At 69.0% G+C, this 20439-nt stretch carries 21 protein-coding genes; 2 read left to right on the top strand and 19 right to left on the bottom strand.

Annotated features, from left to right (window positions below):
• Positions 1-8 precede the first annotated feature (8 nt).
• Positions 9-620 carry a flavin reductase family protein gene (locus ACWV14_RS25815; protein ID WP_454904408.1) on the top strand — a complete coding sequence of 204 codons (612 nt, stop codon included), beginning with the start codon at positions 9-11 and terminating at the stop codon, positions 618-620.
• Positions 621-629: 9 nt separating this feature from the next.
• Here ACWV14_RS25815 and ACWV14_RS25810 read toward each other — a convergent pair whose 3' ends face one another.
• The 7 genes from ACWV14_RS25810 to ACWV14_RS25780 form a co-directional block, all read right to left on the bottom strand.
• On the bottom strand, positions 630-1433 hold the full coding sequence (locus tag ACWV14_RS25810) for a CPBP family intramembrane glutamic endopeptidase (RefSeq protein WP_454904407.1): 804 nt from the start codon (positions 1431-1433) through the stop codon (positions 630-632).
• A gap of 73 nt (positions 1434-1506) precedes the next feature.
• Positions 1507-2769: an O-antigen ligase family protein gene (locus ACWV14_RS25805; protein WP_454904406.1), complete on the bottom strand. Its 1263-nt coding sequence runs from the start codon at positions 2767-2769 to the stop codon at positions 1507-1509.
• Positions 2762-3625 (bottom strand): ChbG/HpnK family deacetylase, encoded by an 864-nt coding sequence (locus ACWV14_RS25800; protein WP_454904405.1) that lies wholly within the window; start codon positions 3623-3625, stop codon positions 2762-2764. Before ACWV14_RS25800 ends, ACWV14_RS25805 begins: the two co-directional genes overlap by 8 nt.
• Positions 3618-5246 carry an ArnT family glycosyltransferase gene (locus ACWV14_RS25795; RefSeq protein WP_454904404.1) on the bottom strand — a complete coding sequence of 543 codons (1629 nt, stop codon included), beginning with the start codon at positions 5244-5246 and terminating at the stop codon, positions 3618-3620. Before ACWV14_RS25795 ends, ACWV14_RS25800 begins: the two co-directional genes overlap by 8 nt.
• A complete protein-coding gene (locus tag ACWV14_RS25790) occupies positions 5243-6217 on the bottom strand; it encodes a glycosyltransferase family 2 protein (protein WP_454906069.1) in 975 nt (324 codons plus the stop codon). Before ACWV14_RS25790 ends, ACWV14_RS25795 begins: the two co-directional genes overlap by 4 nt.
• 107 nt (positions 6218-6324) lie before the next feature.
• Positions 6325-6909, bottom strand: coding sequence for a phosphatase PAP2 family protein (locus ACWV14_RS25785; protein ID WP_454904403.1), 585 nt, complete (start codon positions 6907-6909; stop codon positions 6325-6327).
• Between the two features lie 160 nt (positions 6910-7069).
• Complete coding sequence (locus tag ACWV14_RS25780; RefSeq protein WP_454904402.1) at positions 7070-7519, bottom strand: hypothetical protein; 450 nt, start codon at positions 7517-7519, stop codon at positions 7070-7072.
• Positions 7520-7692: 173 nt separating this feature from the next.
• On the opposite strand from ACWV14_RS25780, the gene ACWV14_RS25775 reads away from it, so the two are divergent.
• On the top strand, positions 7693-8052 hold the full coding sequence (locus ACWV14_RS25775; protein WP_454904401.1) for a DUF3703 domain-containing protein: 360 nt from the start codon (positions 7693-7695) through the stop codon (positions 8050-8052).
• Here ACWV14_RS25775 and ACWV14_RS25770 read toward each other — a convergent pair.
• The 12 genes from ACWV14_RS25770 to paaA form a co-directional block, all read right to left on the bottom strand.
• Positions 8049-8609, bottom strand: coding sequence for a methyltransferase family protein (locus tag ACWV14_RS25770; protein ID WP_454904400.1), 561 nt, complete (start codon positions 8607-8609; stop codon positions 8049-8051). The two genes, ACWV14_RS25775 and ACWV14_RS25770, sit on opposite strands and share 4 nt — an antisense overlap.
• 29 nt (positions 8610-8638) lie before the next feature.
• Positions 8639-9403 (bottom strand): SDR family NAD(P)-dependent oxidoreductase, encoded by a 765-nt coding sequence (locus tag ACWV14_RS25765; RefSeq protein WP_454912798.1) that lies wholly within the window; start codon positions 9401-9403, stop codon positions 8639-8641.
• Positions 9400-11460, bottom strand: a complete 2061-nt coding sequence (gene paaZ, locus ACWV14_RS25760) for a phenylacetic acid degradation bifunctional protein PaaZ (RefSeq protein ID WP_422087989.1) — start codon at positions 11458-11460, stop codon at positions 9400-9402. The genes ACWV14_RS25765 and paaZ overlap by 4 nt, the downstream gene beginning before the upstream one ends.
• A gap of 154 nt (positions 11461-11614) precedes the next feature.
• Positions 11615-12358 carry an ABC transporter ATP-binding protein gene (locus ACWV14_RS25755; RefSeq protein ID WP_454904398.1) on the bottom strand — a complete coding sequence of 248 codons (744 nt, stop codon included), beginning with the start codon at positions 12356-12358 and terminating at the stop codon, positions 11615-11617.
• A gap of 68 nt (positions 12359-12426) precedes the next feature.
• On the bottom strand, positions 12427-14334 hold the full coding sequence (locus ACWV14_RS25750; RefSeq protein ID WP_454904397.1) for a branched-chain amino acid ABC transporter ATP-binding protein/permease: 1908 nt from the start codon (positions 14332-14334) through the stop codon (positions 12427-12429).
• Positions 14331-15359, bottom strand: coding sequence for a branched-chain amino acid ABC transporter permease (locus ACWV14_RS25745; protein ID WP_422087986.1), 1029 nt, complete (start codon positions 15357-15359; stop codon positions 14331-14333). Before ACWV14_RS25745 ends, ACWV14_RS25750 begins: the two co-directional genes overlap by 4 nt.
• 141 nt (positions 15360-15500) lie before the next feature.
• A complete protein-coding gene (locus tag ACWV14_RS25740) occupies positions 15501-16646 on the bottom strand; it encodes an ABC transporter substrate-binding protein (protein ID WP_422087985.1) in 1146 nt (381 codons plus the stop codon).
• A gap of 47 nt (positions 16647-16693) precedes the next feature.
• Positions 16694-17779: a 1,2-phenylacetyl-CoA epoxidase subunit PaaE gene (gene paaE / locus ACWV14_RS25735; protein ID WP_454904396.1), complete on the bottom strand. Its 1086-nt coding sequence runs from the start codon at positions 17777-17779 to the stop codon at positions 16694-16696.
• 15 nt (positions 17780-17794) lie between these two features.
• Positions 17795-18319 carry a 1,2-phenylacetyl-CoA epoxidase subunit PaaD gene (gene paaD, locus ACWV14_RS25730; protein WP_422087983.1) on the bottom strand — a complete coding sequence of 175 codons (525 nt, stop codon included), beginning with the start codon at positions 18317-18319 and terminating at the stop codon, positions 17795-17797.
• On the bottom strand, positions 18319-19098 hold the full coding sequence (paaC, locus tag ACWV14_RS25725) for a 1,2-phenylacetyl-CoA epoxidase subunit PaaC (RefSeq protein WP_454904395.1): 780 nt from the start codon (positions 19096-19098) through the stop codon (positions 18319-18321). The genes paaD and paaC overlap by 1 nt, the downstream gene beginning before the upstream one ends.
• A gap of 21 nt (positions 19099-19119) precedes the next feature.
• Entirely contained in the window at positions 19120-19428 is a 309-nt protein-coding gene (gene paaB / locus ACWV14_RS25720; protein ID WP_093048835.1) for a 1,2-phenylacetyl-CoA epoxidase subunit PaaB, read from the bottom strand.
• On the bottom strand, positions 19425-20435 hold the full coding sequence (gene paaA / locus ACWV14_RS25715) for a 1,2-phenylacetyl-CoA epoxidase subunit PaaA (protein WP_081265692.1): 1011 nt from the start codon (positions 20433-20435) through the stop codon (positions 19425-19427). The genes paaB and paaA overlap by 4 nt, the downstream gene beginning before the upstream one ends.
• Positions 20436-20439: the final 4 nt, after the last annotated feature.

The raw sequence follows: 20439 nt of genomic DNA, 5'->3' as shown, positions 1-20439 counted from the left end.
CCCATGCCATGAACGCCTCCCACCACCGCCTGCCCGTTCCCCTCGACAAGGCCTACCGCCTGCTGAACCACGGCCCCACCGTGCTGGTGAGCGCGGCGCACGGCGGCCAGCGCAACATCATGGCCGCGGCCTGGGCCATGCCGCTGGACTTCGCGCCGCCCAAGGTGGCGGTGGTGCTCGACAAGAGCACCTGGACGCGCGTGCTGCTCGAAGGCGCCGGCAGCTTCGCGCTGCAGGTGCCCACGCGCGCGCAGCTCGACCTGACGGAAGCGCTGGGCAACAGCTCCGGCCGCGAGATCGTCGAGCAGTCGGGGCACGACAAGTTCGCGGCCTACGGCCTGCAGACCTTCGCGGGCACGGCCACCGATGCGCCGCTGCTCGAAGGCTGCGCGGCGTGGCTCGAATGCCGCCTGCTGCCGGAGCCGCACATCCAGCAGAGCTACGACCTGTTCCTGGGCGAGGTGATCGCCGCGCAGGCCGATTCGCGCGTGTTCGCCAACGGGCGCTGGAATTTCGACGGGCATGACGAGCTGCGCACGCTGCACCACGTGGCGGGCGGGCACTTCATCGTCGACGGGGAGGCGGTCGATGCGCGGCCGCTGCCGCCCACCGGCTCCTAGCGCTCGCTCCTAGGCCGAGGTGCTCCGCGCCGGCCTGGCCACCAGCATCAGCCGCAGCACCAGCGTGCCGCACAAGGCAGCGGCCAGTGCAAGCAGCGCGACCCACAGCAGGTGTGCAGGCGACGCGGCATCGAGCCAGTCCGCGAACAGCAGCGTGGCGCTGTTGTATGCGGCATGCAGCGCGATGCAAGGAATGAGCGAGCGCGTGCGCTCGTAGAGCCACGCGAGCACCGTGCCCATGATGAAGCCGACCACGAACTGGTAGATGTTCATGTGCGCGGCGCCGAACAGCAGGGCCGAGAGGAAGATGGCCTGCCAGCGCGGATAGCGCTGCAGGAAGCCGCGCAGCACGATGCCGCGGAACAGCATTTCCTCGAGCAGCGGCGCCACCACGCACACCGCCAGCACGGCCGCCACGCTGCCGTCGGCCATGCGGCTGAACATGGCTTCTTCCCAGGCCGAGAGCGGCGCGATGCGCACCAGCAGGTTGAAGGCGGAAGTGATGGTCAGCAGCAGCGCGGGCACCAGCAGCAGCACCGGCGGCACCACCAGCAGCAGCGTGACGCCGGCAGAAGCGCGCGACTGATGGAACAGCTCGCGCCATGTGAGGTGCTGCGCATGCATCACCGCCGCGAACACGCAGCCGTTGCCGAGCACGGCAGAGAGCACGCCGATCTGCATGCCGTTCAGGCCGAGCCACCGGTTGGCATCGCGCAGCGCCGCACCCACGACGATCTCGCACAGGCACAGCGCGATGAACAGCAGTGCGGCTTGCGCCGCCGAGGGAAAGGCGGTGCTTTTCGGGGAGGGCATGGGGGAGTCGGGCTGCGCGGATGAGGAGGCGCGCATGTTAGCGCCCCCATGTTGCACATGGCGGGGGGCTTGCCTACCTTGCCAGCGGGGCGAGCGCGGTGCGGGCGGTGTCCGCCATCGCCGGTTCGGGCGATGAAGGAGAGGGCGAACGCGACTGCGCCAGCCGCAGGAAAAGGAACGCGACCCACGGCAGGCTCAGGCCGATGGCCGCGTCGCGCATGGCGGAGTTCAGGCAAGTGGCCACCGTCATGATGGTCATTGCCGAGAGCGCGAGCCGGCCCGCCAGATCCTGCCGACGCCATGCGGCCCGGAGCCCGGCGGCGAAGATCGCCACCAGCGACAGCAGCCCCGCCACGCCGCCCTGCGAACCCATCCACAGGAAGTCGTTGTGCGGCATGTTGTAGTCGGCCAGCAGCGGCGGGCTGCGGCGCTTCCATTCCTGCGTCCAGCCGCCGATGCCCCAGCCGGTCCAGGGGCGGTCGAGCATCATGCGCGTGGTCTCGCGGTACATGTAAAAGCGCACCACCCAGCTGCCTTCGGACACCGTGCCGGTCTGCGCGGCCTCCAGCTCCGACAGGCCCAGCCTGAACTTGTCATCGATCGAATGTGCCTGCGACAGCACCGCGCCGGTGGCCACGCCGACCATGCAGAGCGCGACGGCCAGCGTGCGCAGCCGGCCGCGCCACTGATGCACGCAGGCCGCGACCAGCGCCGCGAACATGGCCACCAGCGAGGTCCGCGACGGCAGCCCCGCGGTAACCACCGCCACCATCGCCAGCGGGAACACCACCGCCATGCCCAAGCGCCAGGCGCGCGCATGCCGCCAGGGAATCTGCCAGCCCATGGCCAGTACGGCGGAGGTGGCGCCCAGCACCGCGAACAGCAGCGCGTCGTTGATCGACTTGTTGCCCTTCATGACGATGACGTTGTGCCACAGCAGGAAGTCGGGCAGGCCGACGGTGTGCGACAGCGCCATGGCCGCGAGCGCGAATGCGGCCCCGCCGGCAAAGCCGCGCAGCCCCGCCTTGGCCTCGCTGTCGGAGAGCACCACGGTGACGGCCAGCGTGGTCGCGATGCGCAGGCCGTGCCACAGGTTGGCGGCCGTCTCCGGGTAGTGCGGTCCGACGGCTAGCACCAGCAGCGTCCAGCCGGTGTAGGCCGCGAGCGGCCATGCCAGCGGGCTCGTGCGAAGGCGTTCGAGCCGTTCGCCGTAGCCGCCGGCGGCGGCCAGCGCCGCCAATGCGACAAAGGCCGCCAGGTAGTTGGCTCCGACCGGCATGAACACCACGAAGCCCCAGAAGGCCGCCGCGGCCCCTACGAAACCGGTCCTACGCATGGACCAGTTCGCCGCGCCGGAAGACTTGCGACAGCGGCGTGATCGCGATCCCGCCTGCCTGCCCTCGAGGCGGCAGCGAGAGCGCGCGCAGCACCGCGTATTCGCGCATGCGCGCCGAGCCGTGCGGGTCGCCGGGCTGTATGCCGGTCGACGGGTGGCACATCAGCACGTCGCCGGTGCGGCAGGCCGCGAGCCATTCGGCCAGATGCGCTTCGTAGCTCTGCAAGTCGCCGGTGAAGTCGTACACGCCGAGCAGGCGCCGGCTCACCGGAATGCCGTGCTCCTTGGCGAGCGCCGCCAGCCGCGCGCCGCCCAGTGCGTGGATCACGCGGGCCTTCAGCCGGTCGGGGCCGTTACTGGCGCCCGGCGCGGTATAGCGCACCCACGGCGGCGACTCGGGGTAGCGGCGCACGATCTCGTCGACCAGCAGTTCGCGCACCACCGGGAACTGGTGCACGTGCCGGTGGCCGTCGACGAACGCGGGCGCACGGCCCATCGCGTCCTCGAAGCGGGTGAACTGGTCGCGGATGTCGGCGTGGAGCACGGGCGAGAACACGGTGCGCGTGTAGGTCCGCGCGATCAGCCCCGCGAGGCCGGGCTCGGGGCCGTCGGGCGTGTCGGGCCGCGTGAGGTCCAGGTGCAGGCCCACGTCCAGCCGCGCGGTGTCGAGCCGCCGCAGCGCCCGTGCGCCCGCGACCCATGCGCCGCGCCGCACCATGCCGCTGGTCGCGGAGATCTTGCCCAGCTCGGAAAGCTCGAGCACGGCGGCGTTGATGCCGGGGCTCATGCCGAAGTCGTCCGCGCACACGCAGAGGTGGCGCATCGTCGGCCCCAGCGGGCCGGAGGTATCAGTCATTGCCATTCTTGGAGGGGACAGGCACGGGAAGGGATGGTAGGGCGGCACCGGCGGGCGCAGGGGCAGAGGCAGGGGTGCCCAGGCAGTCCGGGTCGCGCGTGGCGCTTCCCTGGAAGCGCCATGCAGCCATGCTTTCGTTGACCGCCACCAGCTGCGCCTTGCCCAGCCAGGGGTTCGACAGCTGTGAGGCGATCGGCCCGACCAGCCAGGTGGTGCGCGGCACGCACAGCACGGGCGCGAGCTGCGTCCGGTCGATCAGCGTGGCGTCGGCGCGCGCGGGCTCGAAGCGGCTCGCATCGAAGATCTCCTTGCGCCAGTTGTCGCGGGTGTCGGTGGCGGCGGCCTTCCAGTCGTCCGACACGAGCACCGGCTGGCGCAGGTTCCAGTAGAACGGGATCTCGTAGTAGTAGCTGTCGAGCATCATCACCTGGTCGCCCGGGGCCACCGACTGGCCCGCCGGCAGCCGCAGCCGCGTGCCCGGAGGCACCGAGTAGATGGCGACCGCGACCACGCACGCCACGCACAGCGCGGCTGCAACCGCCGCCGTGGCGCGCATTCCGGGCAGCAGCTTCTCGACGACGCGGCCGGCCAGCACGCGCTGCGCGATCAGGCAGGCCAGCGGCGGCAGCGCGGGCAGCACGTAGCCGACCAGCTTGGATCGCGGCATCGAGAAGAACACCACGATCACCGCCAGCCAGATCCACATGAGCCAGTCGACGTCGGACAGGCGCGATCGAGGCACGCTGTCCTTGTCGTCCTTGCCGCGCGGCACGAACACCCAGGCGAACCACGGCAGCGTGAGCACCGCCAGCACCGGTATGTAGAACCAGAAAGGGTGCTCGTTGTTGAACCCCGACGAAGCGAAGCGCCGGAAGTGCTGGGTGATGACGAAGTAGTCGAAGAACTCGGGGTACTTCATCTGCATGGCAACGAACCACGGGCCCGCCACCGCCAGCAGGATCGCCCAGCCCGGCAACCACAGCGCGAGCTTCAGCACCAAGGTCTTGCGCGTTGCGGCGCACCACAGCACCAGCACGGCACCGGGCAGCACCAGGCCGATCAGTCCCTTGGCCAGCAGCCCGGCCGCGGCCATCAGGTAGGCGCCTGCCAGCAGGGCGCGCCAGGGCTCGCCGCGCTCCCGCGCCAGCGCCGCGCCGGCGGCCAGCAGTACCGTGGCCGAGATGCACCCGGCCACCAGCATGTCGAGGTTGGCGAACTGCGCGCCCAGGAAGAAGAAGGGCGTGGTCACCAGCACCACGGTCGACAGCAGCGCCTGCCGCAGCGTCGACCAGCGCCGCAGGAACAGGAATAGCGCCGCCGCCGCAGTGCCCGCGCCGATGATCGAAGGCAGCCGCGCCGCCCATTCGACCGGGCCCGTGACCGACATCGCCGCCGCGCCGATCCAGTAGAACAGCGGCGGCTTGTGGAAGAAGGGCAGGCCGTCCAGCCGCGGCACCAGCCAGTCGCCGGAGCGCAGCATCGCGAGCGCCACGCCGCCGTAGCGCCCTTCGTCGGGCGCCATCAGCGGGCGCACCCATGCGGTCGCGAGCAGCCATGCGAACAGCGCGGCGATGAGCCAGAAGGGTCGGGGCGAGGTCCACCAGGAAGCAGGTCGTCTCATGGTTTCCCGGTCTCGGGCTCGAGTCCCTTGCCGTGTTCACGTCGGACCACGTACAGCGGACGGCCCTTCACCTCCTCATAGATGCGGGCGATGTACTCGCCCACGATGCCGGTGGAGATCATCTGGATGCCGATGAAGAACATCAGGCTCACGACGATCGTGGTCCAGCCGGACACGGAGTTGCCGAACAGCAGGTGGTCGATGGTCACGAAAGTGCCGTAGCCGAAGGCCGGCACCGCGAGCAGCAGGCCCACCACGCTCACCATGCGCAGCGGCCAGGTGGTGAAGGCGGTGAGGCCGTCGATGGCCAGGCCGATCAGCCGGCGGGCGTTGAACTTGGTGGTGCCTTCGGCGCGCGGCGCGGGCGTGTAGGGCAGCGCCACGGCGCGGAAGCCCACCCAGGCGTAGAGGCCCTTCATGAAGCGGCTGCGCTCGGGCATGGCCATGAGCGCGTCGACCACCTTGCGGTCCATCAGGCGGAAGTCGCCCGCGTCCTTCGGCACCTCGAAGCGGTCCGACGAATTGACGAGGTTGTAGAAGAGCTTGCTGCCGAGCTGCTTGAAGCGGCTTTCGTCGCTGCGTTGCTCGCGCACCGCGTAGACCACCTCGGCGCCGGCCGTCCATTGCGCGAGCATCGCGTGGATCAGCTCGGGCGAGTGCTGCAGGTCGCCGTCCAGCAGCACCACGGCGTCGCCGGTGGACGCCGCAAGGCCCGCGGTGAGCGCGGCTTCCTTGCCGAAGTTGCGCGACAGCGAGATGCAGCGAAAGCCCGCGAGCTCGCACCATGCCTCGGCCACGGCGGCGGTGTCGTCGGTGCTGCCGTCGTCCACCACGATGATTTCCCAGCGCAGCCGCGTGGCCCAGAGGATGTCCTCGAGCAGCGGCAGCATCAGGCGCAGGTTGGCCGCCTCGTTGTAGCAGGGGATGACGCACGAGATGCTGCGCGCGTCGGCGGCGGGTGCGTCGGGCATGCCGGCCTGGGCCAGCGGCTCGGGGACGCCGGAGGTGCCGGACGGGAAGGCCGTGTCGGGAGCGATGCCGGCGCCGGTGCGCGAATGTCTTGCGGTGGACGAAGAGATCATGAGTGCCTCCAGAGAGAGCTGGTCGCCGGGCTGTCGGCGGGTGCGCGGCCAGTTCGCGGGACGAAGAAGAGAAAGAGCCACCGCGCGATGGCGATTGCGCCGGCGACGACCGCGCCCAGCAGCAGGCCGGCGACGATGTCGAGCGGGAAATGGACGCCCACGTACACGCGCGCCCACCCGGTGGCGGCGGCCAGCGCGAGCAGCGGCACGCCGATGCGGCGCAGGCTGGGGCGCAGCATGAAGGCCAGCGCGACCATGAACATGACGGCCGCATGTGTGCTCGGCAGCGAGCCGCGACTCGCATGCTCGATGTAGGCCTGGCCCAGCCCAGCGGCGAAGGGCCGCGGAACATTGAGGGCCGTGGCGATGGTGTGCGCCAGCAGCGAGGTCACGCCGGCTGCGGCGGCCACGATGCACAGGTAGGCACGGTCGGCGCGTTGCCGCCACAGCGTCACCGCGACGATGCCCGCGCCGAGCCAGCTGCCCCAGAGCGCGAAGGCGATGGCGACCGAAAGCACCCAGGGCGTGGGATGGCTGCCGGCGTAGATCCAGTGAAAGAAAGCGAGGTTCAGCGCGTCCATGGCGCCACTCCTTGCGGATGAATGCGAACAACAGGCGCAGGGCCGCGCAAGGTGCGGCAGGCGCACCTGAAAAATGTGGACATGTCAGTCCTTTCGACGAGGAAGAGAGGCCCGCTGCACAGCGTCAGCGGGAGGACGCGACGCGCGAGGCGTCGGTTTCTCAGATCCCGTAGGGCGGGGCAGCGGTGGGCGGCAGGCGTCGCCAGGGCTGCGCGCAAGGCGGCGCGCCGCCGTGCGGTGGCACGTGTTCAGGCGCTTCGCGCACGATGGGCGTGGCAAGCCGTGCTATTGCCACGGCCAGCGGCAGCATCGCGAGCACCATGGCCATGAGCGTGCTCAGCCCGAAGTCGAAGGCGTCAGGGTGGTCGATGCTCGCCGGCGCCTGGGCGAAGACAGTGGTCTCGTGGTCGCTCGGGTGGTCGGCGCGGTCGTCGGCCTCGAACTGCGTGGTGTCGCTGACGCTGCGCACCCGCAGCATCGGCTCGTCCTCCAGGCCGTCGCAGCGGAAGTGGGCCGCGATGAAAGGCTGGAGAAAAATCAGCAGCAGCCCCGCCACGCACCACCAACGGTAGTGCGCTCTGGCGAAATGGCGGACGCGTGCGAGAAGCATGTGCGAATGCTAGGAGGTTCGTGTGAACGGAACCTGATCGTGCGGGTCAGCATCCCGCAAGGTTGACGGCGAGGGCCGTGCTAGAAGGGCCCGCGAAGGCGGGTTCGTCGACCCCTTGTGCCGAGGGGCTGCTTCTTGACCCTGGAGCGGCTGCAGGGGCTTCAATCGCCCGCATGAATCCGCCCCTTCAGCAACAAGCTTTCTTTCGTGAAATTTCGCTCGCGCGCAGCGCGATGGCAGCGGGCAATGCGGCGCGGGGATGGCGTGCGCTGGAACTCGCGCATGTCATCGGGCAGTCACGCTTCAGGCTGCACCTGCAAGTTCATCTGGCGATGCTCGGCGCTGCGCTCCGGCACAAGGACTGGAAAGAGACGGGCGCGCAACTGCTGCGCCTCTTGCTGGTTCCGCCGGGCCACCTGTTTGGCCGCCTGCCCGCATTCAATCCGGGCAGCGGCCGCGTGGGGGCGCTGACGCCCGCCGACTGGCCCGGCGAGCTCGATCCCCGATCGCTGGAGCGAATCGATCGACCCTAGAAGACGAACGGAATGAAGCGCCGCGTGCCGCGCATGTAGGCGCGGTAGTCGTCGCCGAAATGCGCGATGCATTCCTGCTCGTCGCGCAGCGCCGTCATGAACAGCAGCACCGTGGCCGCGAGCACCAGCAGCAGCGTGAGCCAGCTGAACTGCTTGAGAAACGCGCCCCAGGCCAGCAGCATCAGCGCCGTGTACATGGGATGGCGGATGTAGCGGAAGGCGCCGGTGCTGACGATGGCCGAGGTTTTCTCGAAGCCGTAGAGCGCGGGGTCGTCGTTGCGCGCCTCGGTCGGCTTGCCCTGCGCCTTGAGCAGGCGCACCGCATGGATCGGCAGCCAGATCGACAGCACGAAGAAGGTGCTGGAGATGATCTGCCTGGCCGAGAACGGATCGTCATGCCACCACGGCAGGTTCACCAGAGCCAGCACCAGCATGCATTCCCATGCGAAGAAGCGGTAGAAGCCGTGCGAGCCGGGCCGGCTCAGCGGGCCGCGTGACGCGTAGAGCAGCGCGGCGGTGCCGACGACGAAGGCGAAGATCTGGAACCAGAAGAGCATGGCGGCCGAATTTACACGGCCACGGTGAACTATCCGGCTATAGAAAACCCGCCGTCCACGGGAATCGCGGTGCCCGTCACGTAGTCCGACGCGGCGCTCGCCAGGAACACGGCGGTGCCGGCGATGTCCGCGGGCTGGCCCCAGCGGCCTGCGGCGGCGCGGGCCACCACGCGGTCGTACAGGCCCGGTATCTGGCTGCGCGCGCCGTCGGTGAGCTCGGTCTCGAACCAGCCGGGCAGGATCGCGTTGACCTGGATGTTGTCGGGCGCCCAGGAGAGCGCGGTCGACTTCGTGAGCTGCACGATGCCGGCCTTGCTGGCAGCGTAGGCCGGCGCATAGGGCGCGCCGAAGATCGACATCATCGAGCCGATGTTGATGATCTTGCCGCCGCCCGCGGCCTTCAGGTGCGGATGCGCGGCGCGGCTGCACAGGAAGGCGCTGGTGAGGTTGGTGTCCATCACCTTGTGCCATTCGGACAGCGCGAGCTGGTCGGCCGGCTTGCGTATGTTGGTGCCGGCGTTGTTGACCAGGATGTCGAGCCGGCCGCAGCGCGCGGCGGCGGCGTCGAAGAGCTTCTGCACCGAGGCTTCGTCGCTCACGTCCGCTTCGAGCGCGAAACTGTCGCTGCCCAATGCCTTCAGCGCCTCGACCGCGGCGGCCGACTTCTGCGCATTGCGCGCGGCCACGATGACGCGCGCGCCGGCCTTGGCAAGCCCTTGCGCCATGCCCAGGCCGATGCCTCCGTTGCCGCCCGTGACCAGCGCGACCTTGCCTGTGAGATCGAACATCGTCATGCCTGCACCGCTTCCGGCTTCTTGGAGACCAGCGTCAGGATGTCGTAGCTGGCGACCAGTTCGCCGTCCTGGTTGGTCACCTCCACGTCCCAGGCCACCACGCCCTGGCCCTGGCCGCTCGCGTCTTTCTTGTTGCGGTCGATCTTGCGCTTGCAGGTCAGGCGCGCCTGGATGGTGTCGCCGATGCCCACGGGCTTGGTGAAGCGCAGCGTGTCCAGGCCGTAGTTGGCGAGCACCGGGCCGGGCGAGGGCGACACGAACAGGCCGGCCGCCGCCGACAGCACGAAGTACCCGTGCGCGATGCGCTTGCCGAAGGGCGACTGCTTCGCCGCCACTTCGTCGAAGTGCATGTAGAAATAGTCGCCCGAGATGCCGCCGAAGGCCACGATGTCGGCCTCGCCGACGGTGCGGCGATGGGTGAGCAGCGAATCGCCGACACGCAGGTCTTCGAAATAGCGGCGGAACGGATGCACCTCGCTCTCGCGCACGGCCGCGCCGCGCACGTGCTCGCCGGTGATGGCGGCCAGCATGGTGGGCGAGCCCTGCAATGCGGTGCGCTGCAGGTAGTGCTTCACGGCGCGCAGGCCGCCGAGTTCCTCGCCGCCGCCGGCGCGCCCCGGGCCGCCGTGCTTGAGCTGCGGCAGCGGCGAGCCGTGGCCGGTCGATTCGGCGGCGGCTTCGCGGTCGAGCACCAGCAGCCGGCCGTGCCATGCGGCAGCGACCGGAATTGCCTTGGCGGCGATGGCCGGGTCGCGCGTGACTAGCGTGCCCACCAGGCTGCCACGGCCGCGAGCGGCCAGTGCCAGCGCCTCGTCGATGCCGTCGTAGGGCATCAGCGTGCTGACGGGGCCGAAGGCCTCGACGTCGTGCGCGGCGTCGTGTTCGAGCGGCTTGCGGCTCAGCAGCAGCGTGGGCGCGAAGAAGGCGCCTTCGCTCACGCCGTCGCCCACCGGCGAGAAGCCGTCGCGCTCGCCGTACACCAGCTCCGCGCCCTGCAGCAGCGTGGCCACGCGTTCGGCCACGTCGGCCTGCTGGTCGCGCGAGGCGAGGGCGCCCATGCGCACTTCTTCGCGCGACGGGTCGCCCACCACGGTCTTGGCCAGTCGCGCGCGCAGCCGCTCGGCCACCGCGTCGAGGTGCTGGCGCGGCACGATCGCGCGGCGGATGGCGGTGCACTTCTGGCCGGCCTTGATGGTCATCTCACGCGCAACCTCCTTCACGAAGAGATCGAACTCCTCGTCGTCGGGCGTCACGTCGGGCGCGAGGATCGCGCAATTGAGCGAGTCGGCCTCGGCGTTGAACGGGATCGACTGGCGCACGATGTTCGGGTGCACGCGCAGCTTGGCGGCGGTATCGGCCGAGCCGGTGAAGGTGACCACGTCCGGCCCTTCGAGCCGGTCGAGCAGGTCGCCCGTGCTGCCGATGACCAGCTGCAGGCTGCCTGCAGGCAGGATGCCCGACTGCACGATGAGCCGCACCAGCGCTTCGGTCAGATAGCTGGTGGCCGTGGCCGGCTTGCCGATGCAGGGCATGCCCGCGAGGAAGCTGGGCGCGAATTTCTCGAGCAGGCCCCACACCGGGAAGTTGAACGCGTCGATGTGCACCGCCACGCCGCCGCGCGGCACCAGGATGTGCGTGCCCGCGAAGCCGCCCTTCTTGCCGAGCGGGAATGCGGGGCCTTCGTGCACCAGGTTGCCCGAGGGCAGCTCGTTGGTGCCGATGCCGGCGTAGGCGCTCAGCGTGCCCGCGCCGCCTTCGATGTCGATCCAGCTGTCGGCGCGCGTCGCACCCGTATGGGCGGAGATGGCGTAGAGCGTTTCCTTGTTCGCGGCGATGTACTTGGCCAGCGCCTTCAGGCGCTCGGCGCGCTGCTGGAAGTCGAGCTTCATGAGCTCGGGAATGCCGGTGCGGCGCGCGTACTGCAGGGCCTCGGCGAAGTCGATGGCCTCGGCGTGGGTGCTTGCCACGGGCTTGCCGTTGACGGCGCTGCGCAACTGCTGCGCGGCCTGCTGGCCGATCCAGCGGCCGGCGATGTAGCTTTGGAGGGTGGTGGTCATGGTGCGTGTCCTTTCGCGATGTCTGTCTTGCTCCTTCCCCTTCTGGGGGAAGGCGGGGATGGGGGCAAGCGGCATTGGTTCGGCGCAGTGCGCTGTCTGCGGCCGCCGTGCCCCCACCCCAACCCTCCCCCGGAAGGGGAGGGAGAAAAACCGTTCAATCCTTCTTGCCGATACCCAGGTAGGTATCGATGATCCGCTGGTCATGCAGCAGGTCGCGCGCCTTGCCTTCGAGCGCCACGGCGCCCATCTCCAGCACGTAGGCGCGGTCGGCCACCTGCAGCGCGGCGCGTGCGTTCTGCTCCACCAGCAGCACCGACACCCCGTGGCTGCGCAGCTGCGACACCACGCGCAGCACTTCGCGCACCACCAGTGGCGCCAGGCCCAGCGAGGGCTCGTCGAGCATCAACAGGCGCGGGCGCGCCATCAGCGCGCGGCCGATGGCCAGCATCTGGCGTTCGCCGCCCGATAACGTGGAGGCCATCTGCGGGCGGCGCTCCTTCAGGCGCGGGAAGATCTCGAAGATCTCGTCCATGCGCGCGCGCTGGTCGCGCTTGCCCTTGCGCCACTGGTAGAAGCCGCCGAGCAGCAGGTTGTCTTCGACCGACATTTCGCCGAAGAGCTCGCGCCGTTCTGGCACCAGCGCCACGCCGCGCGCCACCATGGTCTCGACGCCGGGGCGCGCGATGCGCTCGCCGTTCAGCATCAGCTGGCCGGTGGAAGGCAGCAGCCCCATGGCCGCGCACAGCAGCGTGGTCTTGCCGGCGCCGTTGGGGCCGATCACTGTGACGATCTCGCCCTCGTTCACCTGCAGGCGCACGCTGTGCACAGCTTCCACGGTGCGGTAGGCGACGCAGAAGTCTTCCAGTTGAAGAATGGGATGGCTGTAGCGTGCCCCCACGCTTGCCACTTCGTGTGCTGTGCTGCCCCCCGAGGGGGCCTTCGCGTTTTGGGGCGGCCCTGCAACGCTCATCGTGCGTCCTCCAGTAGTTCGTCGTCGGCGCCGCCCAGATAGGCTTCGAGCACGCGCGGGTTGGCCTGCACTTCGGCGGGCGTGCCGGTGGCGATGACGGTGCCGAACTCGAGCACCGTGATGCGGTCGGCCAGGTTCATCACGAACTCCATGTCGTGCTCCACCACCAGGATGCCGAGGCCTTCGGCGCGCAACTGGCTCAGCAGCACCGAGAGGGCGCGCTTTTCAAGGTGGCGCAGGCCGGCGGCGGGTTCGTCGAGCAGCAGCACCGAAGGCTGGCCGGCGAGCGCGCGGGCAATTTCCACCACGCGCTGCTGGCCGAGAGAGAGCGATGCGGCGGGCGTGTCGGCATGTGCGCCGAGGCCGCAGCGTTCGATCTGCTTGCGGGCTTCGGCCATCAGCGCGGCTTCTTCGGCGCGGTCCAGGCGCAGCATGGCGGCCAGCCAGCCGCGCTTTGCACGCAGGTGGGCGCCGAGCGCGACGTTCTCGACCACGCTGCGCTGGCCCAGCAGGCGCACATGCTGGAAGGTGCGGCCCAGGCCCAGCGCGGCAAAGGCGCGCGAAGGCCTGGTGGCCATCGGCTGGCCGGCCAGCTTCACCTCGCCCGAGGTGGGGTCGTCCACGCCCGAGATCATGTTGAAGAAGGTGCTCTTGCCGGCGCCGTTCGGGCCGATCAGCGCGTGGATCTCGCCGGCCTTCAGCGTCATCGAGATGGCGTTGTTGGCGACGAGGCCGCCGAAACGCTTGCTCACGTCGCTGGCCTGCAGCAGCAGTTCGCCGCTGGCGGGCAGCGTGCGTTGCGCGAGCTGCACGGCCGGCGTCTTCGAGGCTGCGGCGGCCGGCTTCCTGGCCGTTGAGTCCTCGCGCACCCAGCGGCGCGTGATGCGCGCCAGCGTGGGCCACAGGCCGTCCGAGAAGCGCTGCAGCACGAACAGCATCAGCAGGCCGAACACGATCACCTCGAAGTTGCCGCTGGTGCCCAGCAGCGCGGGCAGCACGTCCTGCAGCTTCTCCTTCAGCAGCGTGATGAGCGCCGCGCCCAGCACCGCGCCCCACAGGTGGCCCGCGCCGCCGACCACCGCCATGAACAGCAGCTCGATGCCGATGTTCAGGTTGAAGGGCGTCGGGTTCACGAAGCGCTGCATGTGCGCGTAGAGCCAGCCCGACACCGCCGCCAGCAGCGCGGCCAGCACGAACAGCTTGATGCGGTGGTGCGCGGTGTCCACGCCCATCGACTCGGCCATCAGCCGGCCTCCCTTGAGCGCTCGGATGGCGCGGCCTTCGCGCGAATCGAGCAGGTTGTGCAGCGCCCACAGCGCGAGCAGCAGCACCGCCCAGATCACCACGCCCAGCGCGCGCGGCGTGGCGAGCGACACGCCCGCCATGACCAGCGGCGGCACGCCTGTGATGCCCGTCTGCCCGCCGAGGAACTCCATGTTGCCCAGCAGGTAGTAGAGGCTCAGGCCCCAGGCGATGGTGCACAGCGGCAGGTAGTGGCCCTGCAGCTTGAGCGTGACCGCGCCGAGCATCCACGCCAGCGCGAAGGTGAACAGCAGCCCCAGCAGCAGGCCGGCCCACGGCAGCAGGCCGGGTGCGACCATGCCGCCCAGCCATGCGGCGGCGGTGGGCGAGGTGCAGATCCATGCGGTCGCGTAGGCGCCCATGCCGACGAACGCGGCCTGGCCGAACGAGGTCATGCCGCCCACGCCGGTCAGCATGACCAGCCCGGCCGCGACCAGCGCATAGAGGCCGATGTTGCTGAGCACCGAGACGGTGAATTCGGGCAGGAAGCCCCACGACAGCGCCAGCAGCACCACCAGCACCAGCGTGAGCTGGCGCGGCGTGACCAGCGGCTTGCCTTCGGGTTGCGCGGGAACGGCGAGATTGTTCGAAGACGGGTTCATTCCTCGTCCTCCACATGATGGCTGTTGAGCGAACGCCACCACAGCACGGGAATGATCAGGGTGAAGACCAGCACTTCCTTGAACGGGCTGGCCCAGAAGGAGGCGAAGGCTTCGAGCTGGCCGACCAGCAGCGCGCCGGCCAGCGCCAGCGGATAGCTCGCGAGCCCGCCGACGATGGCGGCCACGAAGCCCTTCAGGCCGATCAGGAAGCCGGTGTCGTAATAAACCGTGGTGATCGGCGCGATCAGCAGGCCCGACACCGCGCCGATGAGCGCCGCGAGCGCGAAGCTCAGGTCGCCCGACAGCTCGGTCGGAATGCCCGACAGCCGCGCGCCCACGCGGTTGATGGCGGTGGCGCGCAGCGCCTTGCCGACCATCGAGCGGCCGAAGAACAGGAACATGGCAATCACCAGCAGCAGCGTGACGCCCACCACCACCAGCGACTGCCCGCTGACGGGGATGCCGCCGATGTCCAGGCGCGCTTCGGAGAACGGCGCGGTGCGCGAGCCCTCGGCGCCGAAGAACAGCAGGCCCAGGCCGACCAGCACCCCGTGCAGCGCGACCGACACGATCAGCAGCATCAGCACGCTGGCGTCCGCCAGCGGCCGGTAGGCCAGTCGATAGAGCAGCGGGCCCAGCGGCATGATGAGCACCAGCGTGGTGAGCGTCTGGCCCGTCATCGACGTGGGCTTGAGCAGCAGCACCAACGCGGCCGCGGCCGCAGGCAGAACCACGCACCATGCGAGCGCGGAAGCCCAGTCGACCACCGCGCCGCGCTTCCAGCGCCAGAACTCCACCACCAGCACCGCCGCGGCCAGCGCCAGCAGCAGCCACAGCGTGGACGGCACGCGGCCGGCCTGCAGCATGGCCATGGAGAGCGCACCGAAGGCGACGAACTCGCCCTGCGGAATGAAGATCACGCGCGTGACCGAAAACACCAGCACCAACGCGAGCGCCATCAGTCCGTAGACCGCTCCGTTCACGATGCCGTCCTGCCCCAGCAACAGGGCAATCTGCGAATCCATAAAACAACCTTCGGGCGTCGCCCGTGATTCAGATCGGAAACACCGAGGAACCGGCTTTGCCGGGCCTCAGGTGTTGCCCCCGGTAGGGGGTGGGAGAAGCGACACGAAGTGCGCGAAGCCTGGGGGGCGAGCCCAGAGATATCAGGGCTGGTATTTCCAGGCGCCGTTTTCGATCTTCACCATCACGCGGGCGCGTTGGTCCAGGCCCAGGTGGTCCTGCGCGGTCATGTTGAACACGCCGTGAGCGCCGGACACATCCTTGGTCTGCTCCAGTGCGTCGCGCAGCGCTGCACGGAATTCGGGCGTGCCCGGCTGTGCCTTCTTCAGCGCGGCCGGCACGGCCGAGCTCATCAGCAGGCCGGCGTCCCAGGCGTGCGCGCCGAAGGTCGAGACCGAGCCCTTGCCGTAGGCGGCTTCATACGCGGCCACATAGGCGAGCGCGGACTTCTTCACCGGGTTGCTGGCCGGCAGCTGCTCGGCCACCAGCACCGGGCCGGCGGGCAGGAAGGTGCCTTCCACGTCCTTGCCGCCCACGCGCAGGAAGTCGGCGTTGGCCACGCCGTGGGTCTGGTACATCTTGCCGCCGTAGCCGCGTTCCTTCAGCGTCTTCTGCGGCAGCGCGGCCGGCGTGCCGGAGCCGGCGACCAGCACCGCGTCGGGCTTGGCGGCCATGATCTTCAGGGCCTGGCCGGTCACAGAGGTGTCGGTGCGGGCATAGCGCTCGTTGGCCACGACCTTGATCTTCTTCAGGTCCGCGGCCTTGGCGAATTCCTGCGACCAGCCTTCGCCGTAGGCGTCGGAGAAGCCGATGAAAGCGACGGTCTTCACGCCGTTGGCGGCCATGTGCTCGGCGATGGCCAGGGACATCATGATGTCGTTCTGCGGCGTCTTGAACACCCACTTCTTCTTGGCGTCCATCGGCTCGATGATGCGGGCCGACGCGGCCACCGAGATCATCGGCGTCTGCGCCTCGCTGGCCACGTCGATCATTGCGAGCGAGGCCGGCGTGGTGGTCGAGCCCAGGATCACGTCGACCTTGTTCTCGGCGATGAGCTTGCGCGTGTTGTTGACGGCCGCGGTGGTGTCGGAGGCGTCGTCGAGCACGATGTAGTTGATCTTCTGCCCGCCGATCGTCTTGGGCATCAGCGAGATGGTGTTCTTCTCGGGGATGCCCAGCGATGCTGCCGGGCCGGTGGCCGAGATGGTCACGCCGACATTGACGTCGGCCCACGAGGCGGCGGCGGTGGCGCACAGCGCTGCGATCAGCAAGGGCTTGAAGAATTTCATTTGGGCTTGTCTCCGGGTTGAAAAATTGTTGAGGACTGAAGTATCTATCACCGCTCGTCGAAAGAGAGGGTGACGCATTCGGTAAGGGGGTGCGCCTGGCAGGTCAGCACGAAACCCGCGGCCACCTCATTCTTGTCGAGAGCGAAGTTCCGCTCCATTCGGACTTCCCCGTCCACCAGCTTGGCGCGGCAGGTGCCGCACACGCCCGACGTGCAAGAGAACGGCACTTCCAGCCCCGCCGCCGAAGCCGCGTCGAGGATGCTGGGCTGGCCTTCGGTGAAGGTGATCTCGCGCTGCAGGCCGTCGCGCACGATGGTGATGCGCGACTGCTTGGCGTCGCCGGGCTGGGCCTCGTGCACCACCGCGCCGACCTGCGTGGCCGAGGGCAGCGCCACGCCGAAGCGCTCGATGTGGATGCGTTCCTCGGGCACGCCGGCCGCGAGCAGCGCGGCCTCGGCCTCGTCGTTCATCTGGAACGGGCCGCACACGTACACATGGTCGATCTGCGCGGCAGGCACCACGCTTTGCAGGAACTCGCCGATCTTCTCGCGGTTCATCACGCCGAAGCCCAGCGGCGAATCGGTGTGCTCGTCGGAGAACACGTGCTGCAGCACCAGCCGGGTCATGTAGCGGTTCTTCAGGTCCTCGATCTCTTCCTTGAACATCGTGGACTGCAGCTGGCGGTTGCCGTAGATCAGCGTGAAGCGGCTCGCGGGTTCGCGCGCCAGCACCGTCTTCATGATCGACAGGATCGGCGTGATGCCGCTGCCGCCCGCGATGCCGACGTGGTGCCGCGCCGAGGAAGGCTCGATGGGCACGAAGAAGCGGCCTTGCGGCGCCATCACCTGCAGGGTGTCGCCGGGCTGCAGGTTGGCGTTGATCCAGTTGGAGAACACGCCGCCGCGCACCTTGCGCACGCCGACGCGCAATTCGCCGTCGTCGAGGCCGGCGCAGATCGAATAGGAGCGGCGCAGGTCCTGGCCGTCGATGTCCTTGCGAAGCGTGAGGTACTGGCCTTGCGTGAAGCCGAACACTTCCTGCAGGTCGGTGGGGACTTCGAAGGAGACGATGACGGCCTCGGCCGTGTCGGGCTCGATGGCCTTCACGCGCAGGGGATGGAAGAGGGTGCTCATCGCGGGGGTGCTTTTCTAGATCGGCTTGAAGTGTTCGAACGGCTCCTTGCACGCCATGCAGCGGTACAGGGCCTTGCAGGCGGTGGAGCCGAATGCGGAGAGGCGTTCGGTGCGCTCGCTCGCGCAGCGCGGGCAGGCGATGCGCTCGCCGGAGATGCGGCCGAAGAGCTTGATCGGCATGGCAGTGTTGGCCGCGGCTTCGGGTGTGAGGTGGGCGGGCGGCGCGATGCCGTAGGCCTTGAGCTTGGCGCGGCCTTCCTCGCTGATCCAGTCGCTCGTCCATGCGGGCGCGCGGCGCAGCGTGGCGCGGGCACGGCCCAGGCCGGCCTGCTCGATGGCGGCCAGCACGTCGTGCTCGATGGCTTCGGTGGCGGGGCAGCCGGAGTAAGTGGGCGTGAGCACGATCTCCAGGCCGTCGTCATGCTCGATCACGTCGCGCACGATGCCCAGGTCGCAGACCGACACGGCCGGCACCTCGGGGTCGGGCACCGTGTGCAGCACGGCCCACGCCGCATCGACGCGCGAGGCCAGCGCGTTCATCACCACACGCCTCCGGGAAAGCTGCGCTGCAGGTGCTGCATCTCGGCCAGGATGTAGCCCATGTGCTCGCTGTGCACGCCCTGCTTGCCGGTGCTGCGGAAAGCTGTTTCCTTGGGCATGGCGAGCCCGGCGGCGTCCAGCACCTGCTGCATGTCGGCGAGCCAGGGCTCGCGCAGCTCGCTCCAGGCCGGGCCGAGGCCGCTGGCGCTGGCTTCGGCATCCACGGCGTCGCTCTCGAAAAGCTCGGGCACGTAGAGCCAGAGCTGCTTCAGCGCTTTCTCCGTACGGCGGCGCGATTCTTCCGTGCCGTCGCCCAGGCGCACGACCCAGTCGCCCGAATGCTGCTGGTGGTAGCGCGCTTCCTTCACCGCCTTGCCGGCGATGGCGGCCACCTCGGCGTCGCTCGATGCGGCCAGGCGCTGCCACAGCAGCTTGAGCAGCGTCGACACCATGGTGTTGCGCACCACGGCAAAGGCGAAGTCGCCGCGCGGCAGCTCGGCGATGGTGAGGTTGAAGTAGTCGCGCTCCTCGCGCAGGTAGGCGAGCTGGTCTTCGTCATGCTCGCGGCCGGCTCCTTCGAGCTTGCCTGCGTGGGTGAGCAGCGCACGGGCCTGGCCGACGAGGTCGAGCGCGATGTTGGCCATCGCGATGTCCTCTTCGAGCACGGGCGCATGGCCGCACCACTCGCCCAGGCGCTGCGCCAGCACCAGGCAGGTGTCGCCGATGCGCAGCAGGTACTGCACGGCGGGCGTGCGGTTCAGTTCGATCGATGCTTGCATGATGTTCCCGTCAATGGCCGCTCACATGTGGTCCACGGACTTGGGCAGCGCGTAGAAGGTCGGGTGGCGGTAGACCTTGTCTTCCGCCGGGTCGAAGAACATGTCCTTGTCGCCCGGGTCGCTGGCCACGATCTGCTCGGAGCGCACCACCCAGATGCTGCTGCCTTCCTGGCGGCGGGTGTACACGTCGCGCGCCATCTGGATCGCCATCTTCGAATCGGCCGCGTGCAGGCTGCCGCAGTGCTTGTGGTCGAGGCCGGCCTTGCTGCGCACGAACACTTCCCACAGGGGCCACTCTTGTTTGCTGTCTTGGGTATTTGGGGCGCTCATGCGGCCTCCTTCATCGGTTGTTTGTTGGCATGGGCCATCGCGGCTTCGCGCACCCATGCGCCTTCTTCCCAGGCGTCGACGCGGGCCTGCAGCCGCTCGCGGTTGCAGGGGCCGTCGCCGCCGATCACGCGCCAGAACTCGCTCCAGTCGATGGCGCCGAAGTCGTGCGCCTGGCGCTCTTCGTTCCACTTCAGGTCGGGGTCGGGCAGGGTCACGCCGAGGATGCGCGCCTGCTCCACCGTGGCGTCGACGAACTTCTGGCGCAGCTCGTCGTTGCTGAAACGCTTGATGCCCCAGCGCATCGACTGCGCGCTGTTGGGCGACTGGTCGTCCGGCGGGCCGAACATCATGATCGAGGGCCACCACCAGCGGTTGACCGCGTCCTGCACCATCGCCTTCTGCGCGTCGGTGCCGTGGGTCATCATGGTCAGCAGCGCTTCGTAGCCCTGGCGCTGGTGGAAGCTCTCCTCGCGGCAGATGCGGATCATGGCGCGCGCATACGGCGCATACGAGCAGCGGCAGATCGGCACCTGGTTCATGATGGCCGCGCCATCGACCAGCCAGCCGATGGTGCCCATGTCGGCCCAGGTGAGCGTGGGGTAGTTGAAGATCGAGCTGTACTTGGCCTTGCCGCTGTGCAGCGCGTCGAACATCTGGTCGCGCGAGGTGCCCAGCGTTTCGGCGGCGGCATACAGGTAGAGGCCGTGGCCGCCCTCGTCCTGCACCTTGGCCAGCAGGATGGCCTTGCGCTTGAGCGTGGGCGCGCGGCTGATCCAGTTGCCCTCGGGCAGCATGCCGACGATTTCCGAGTGCGCATGCTGGCTGATCTGCCGCACCAGCGTCTTGCGGTAGTGCTCGGGCATCCAGTCCTTGGCCTCGATGAAGTCGCCGGCGTCGATGTGAGCGTCGAAGCGTTCCTCGAGCCGCATCTCTTCGGCGGAGCGCACGGCCTTCTGCTTGCCGTCGCCTGCGTCCTTGCCCATGGTGTCCATTGCCTGGGTGTACATGTGC

It is taken from the genome of Variovorax durovernensis, from assembly GCF_977011995.1.
This window is presented reverse-complemented; position numbering and strand designations above follow the sequence as displayed.

What these genes read in the sequence shown, in the direction of transcription:
- ACWV14_RS25815 (WP_454904408.1), top strand. Translation starts at nt 9, where the DNA reads ATGAACGCCTCCCACCACCGCCTGCCCGTTCCCCTCGACAAGGCCTAC.
- ACWV14_RS25810 (WP_454904407.1), bottom strand. Translation starts at nt 1,433, where the DNA reads ATGCCCTCCCCGAAAAGCACCGCCTTTCCCTCGGCGGCGCAAGCCGCA.
- ACWV14_RS25805 (WP_454904406.1), bottom strand. Translation starts at nt 2,769, where the DNA reads ATGCGTAGGACCGGTTTCGTAGGGGCCGCGGCGGCCTTCTGGGGCTTC.
- ACWV14_RS25800 (WP_454904405.1), bottom strand. Translation starts at nt 3,625, where the DNA reads ATGACTGATACCTCCGGCCCGCTGGGGCCGACGATGCGCCACCTCTGC.
- ACWV14_RS25795 (WP_454904404.1), bottom strand. Translation starts at nt 5,246, where the DNA reads ATGAGACGACCTGCTTCCTGGTGGACCTCGCCCCGACCCTTCTGGCTC.
- ACWV14_RS25790 (WP_454906069.1), bottom strand. Translation starts at nt 6,217, where the DNA reads ATGCCCGACGCACCCGCCGCCGACGCGCGCAGCATCTCGTGCGTCATC.
- ACWV14_RS25785 (WP_454904403.1), bottom strand. Translation starts at nt 6,909, where the DNA reads ATGGACGCGCTGAACCTCGCTTTCTTTCACTGGATCTACGCCGGCAGC.
- ACWV14_RS25780 (WP_454904402.1), bottom strand. Translation starts at nt 7,519, where the DNA reads ATGCTTCTCGCACGCGTCCGCCATTTCGCCAGAGCGCACTACCGTTGG.
- ACWV14_RS25775 (WP_454904401.1), top strand. Translation starts at nt 7,693, where the DNA reads ATGAATCCGCCCCTTCAGCAACAAGCTTTCTTTCGTGAAATTTCGCTC.
- ACWV14_RS25770 (WP_454904400.1), bottom strand. Translation starts at nt 8,609, where the DNA reads ATGCTCTTCTGGTTCCAGATCTTCGCCTTCGTCGTCGGCACCGCCGCG.
- ACWV14_RS25765 (WP_454912798.1), bottom strand. Translation starts at nt 9,403, where the DNA reads ATGACGATGTTCGATCTCACAGGCAAGGTCGCGCTGGTCACGGGCGGC.
- paaZ (WP_422087989.1), bottom strand. Translation starts at nt 11,460, where the DNA reads ATGACCACCACCCTCCAAAGCTACATCGCCGGCCGCTGGATCGGCCAG.
- ACWV14_RS25750 (WP_454904397.1), bottom strand. Translation starts at nt 14,334, where the DNA reads ATGAACCCGTCTTCGAACAATCTCGCCGTTCCCGCGCAACCCGAAGGC.
- ACWV14_RS25745 (WP_422087986.1), bottom strand. Translation starts at nt 15,359, where the DNA reads ATGGATTCGCAGATTGCCCTGTTGCTGGGGCAGGACGGCATCGTGAAC.
- ACWV14_RS25740 (WP_422087985.1), bottom strand. Translation starts at nt 16,646, where the DNA reads ATGAAATTCTTCAAGCCCTTGCTGATCGCAGCGCTGTGCGCCACCGCC.
- paaE (WP_454904396.1), bottom strand. Translation starts at nt 17,779, where the DNA reads ATGAGCACCCTCTTCCATCCCCTGCGCGTGAAGGCCATCGAGCCCGAC.
- paaD (WP_422087983.1), bottom strand. Translation starts at nt 18,319, where the DNA reads ATGAACGCGCTGGCCTCGCGCGTCGATGCGGCGTGGGCCGTGCTGCAC.
- paaC (WP_454904395.1), bottom strand. Translation starts at nt 19,098, where the DNA reads ATGCAAGCATCGATCGAACTGAACCGCACGCCCGCCGTGCAGTACCTG.
- paaB (WP_093048835.1), bottom strand. Translation starts at nt 19,428, where the DNA reads ATGAGCGCCCCAAATACCCAAGACAGCAAACAAGAGTGGCCCCTGTGG.
- paaA (WP_081265692.1), bottom strand. Translation starts at nt 20,435, where the DNA reads ATGTACACCCAGGCAATGGACACCATGGGCAAGGACGCAGGCGACGGC.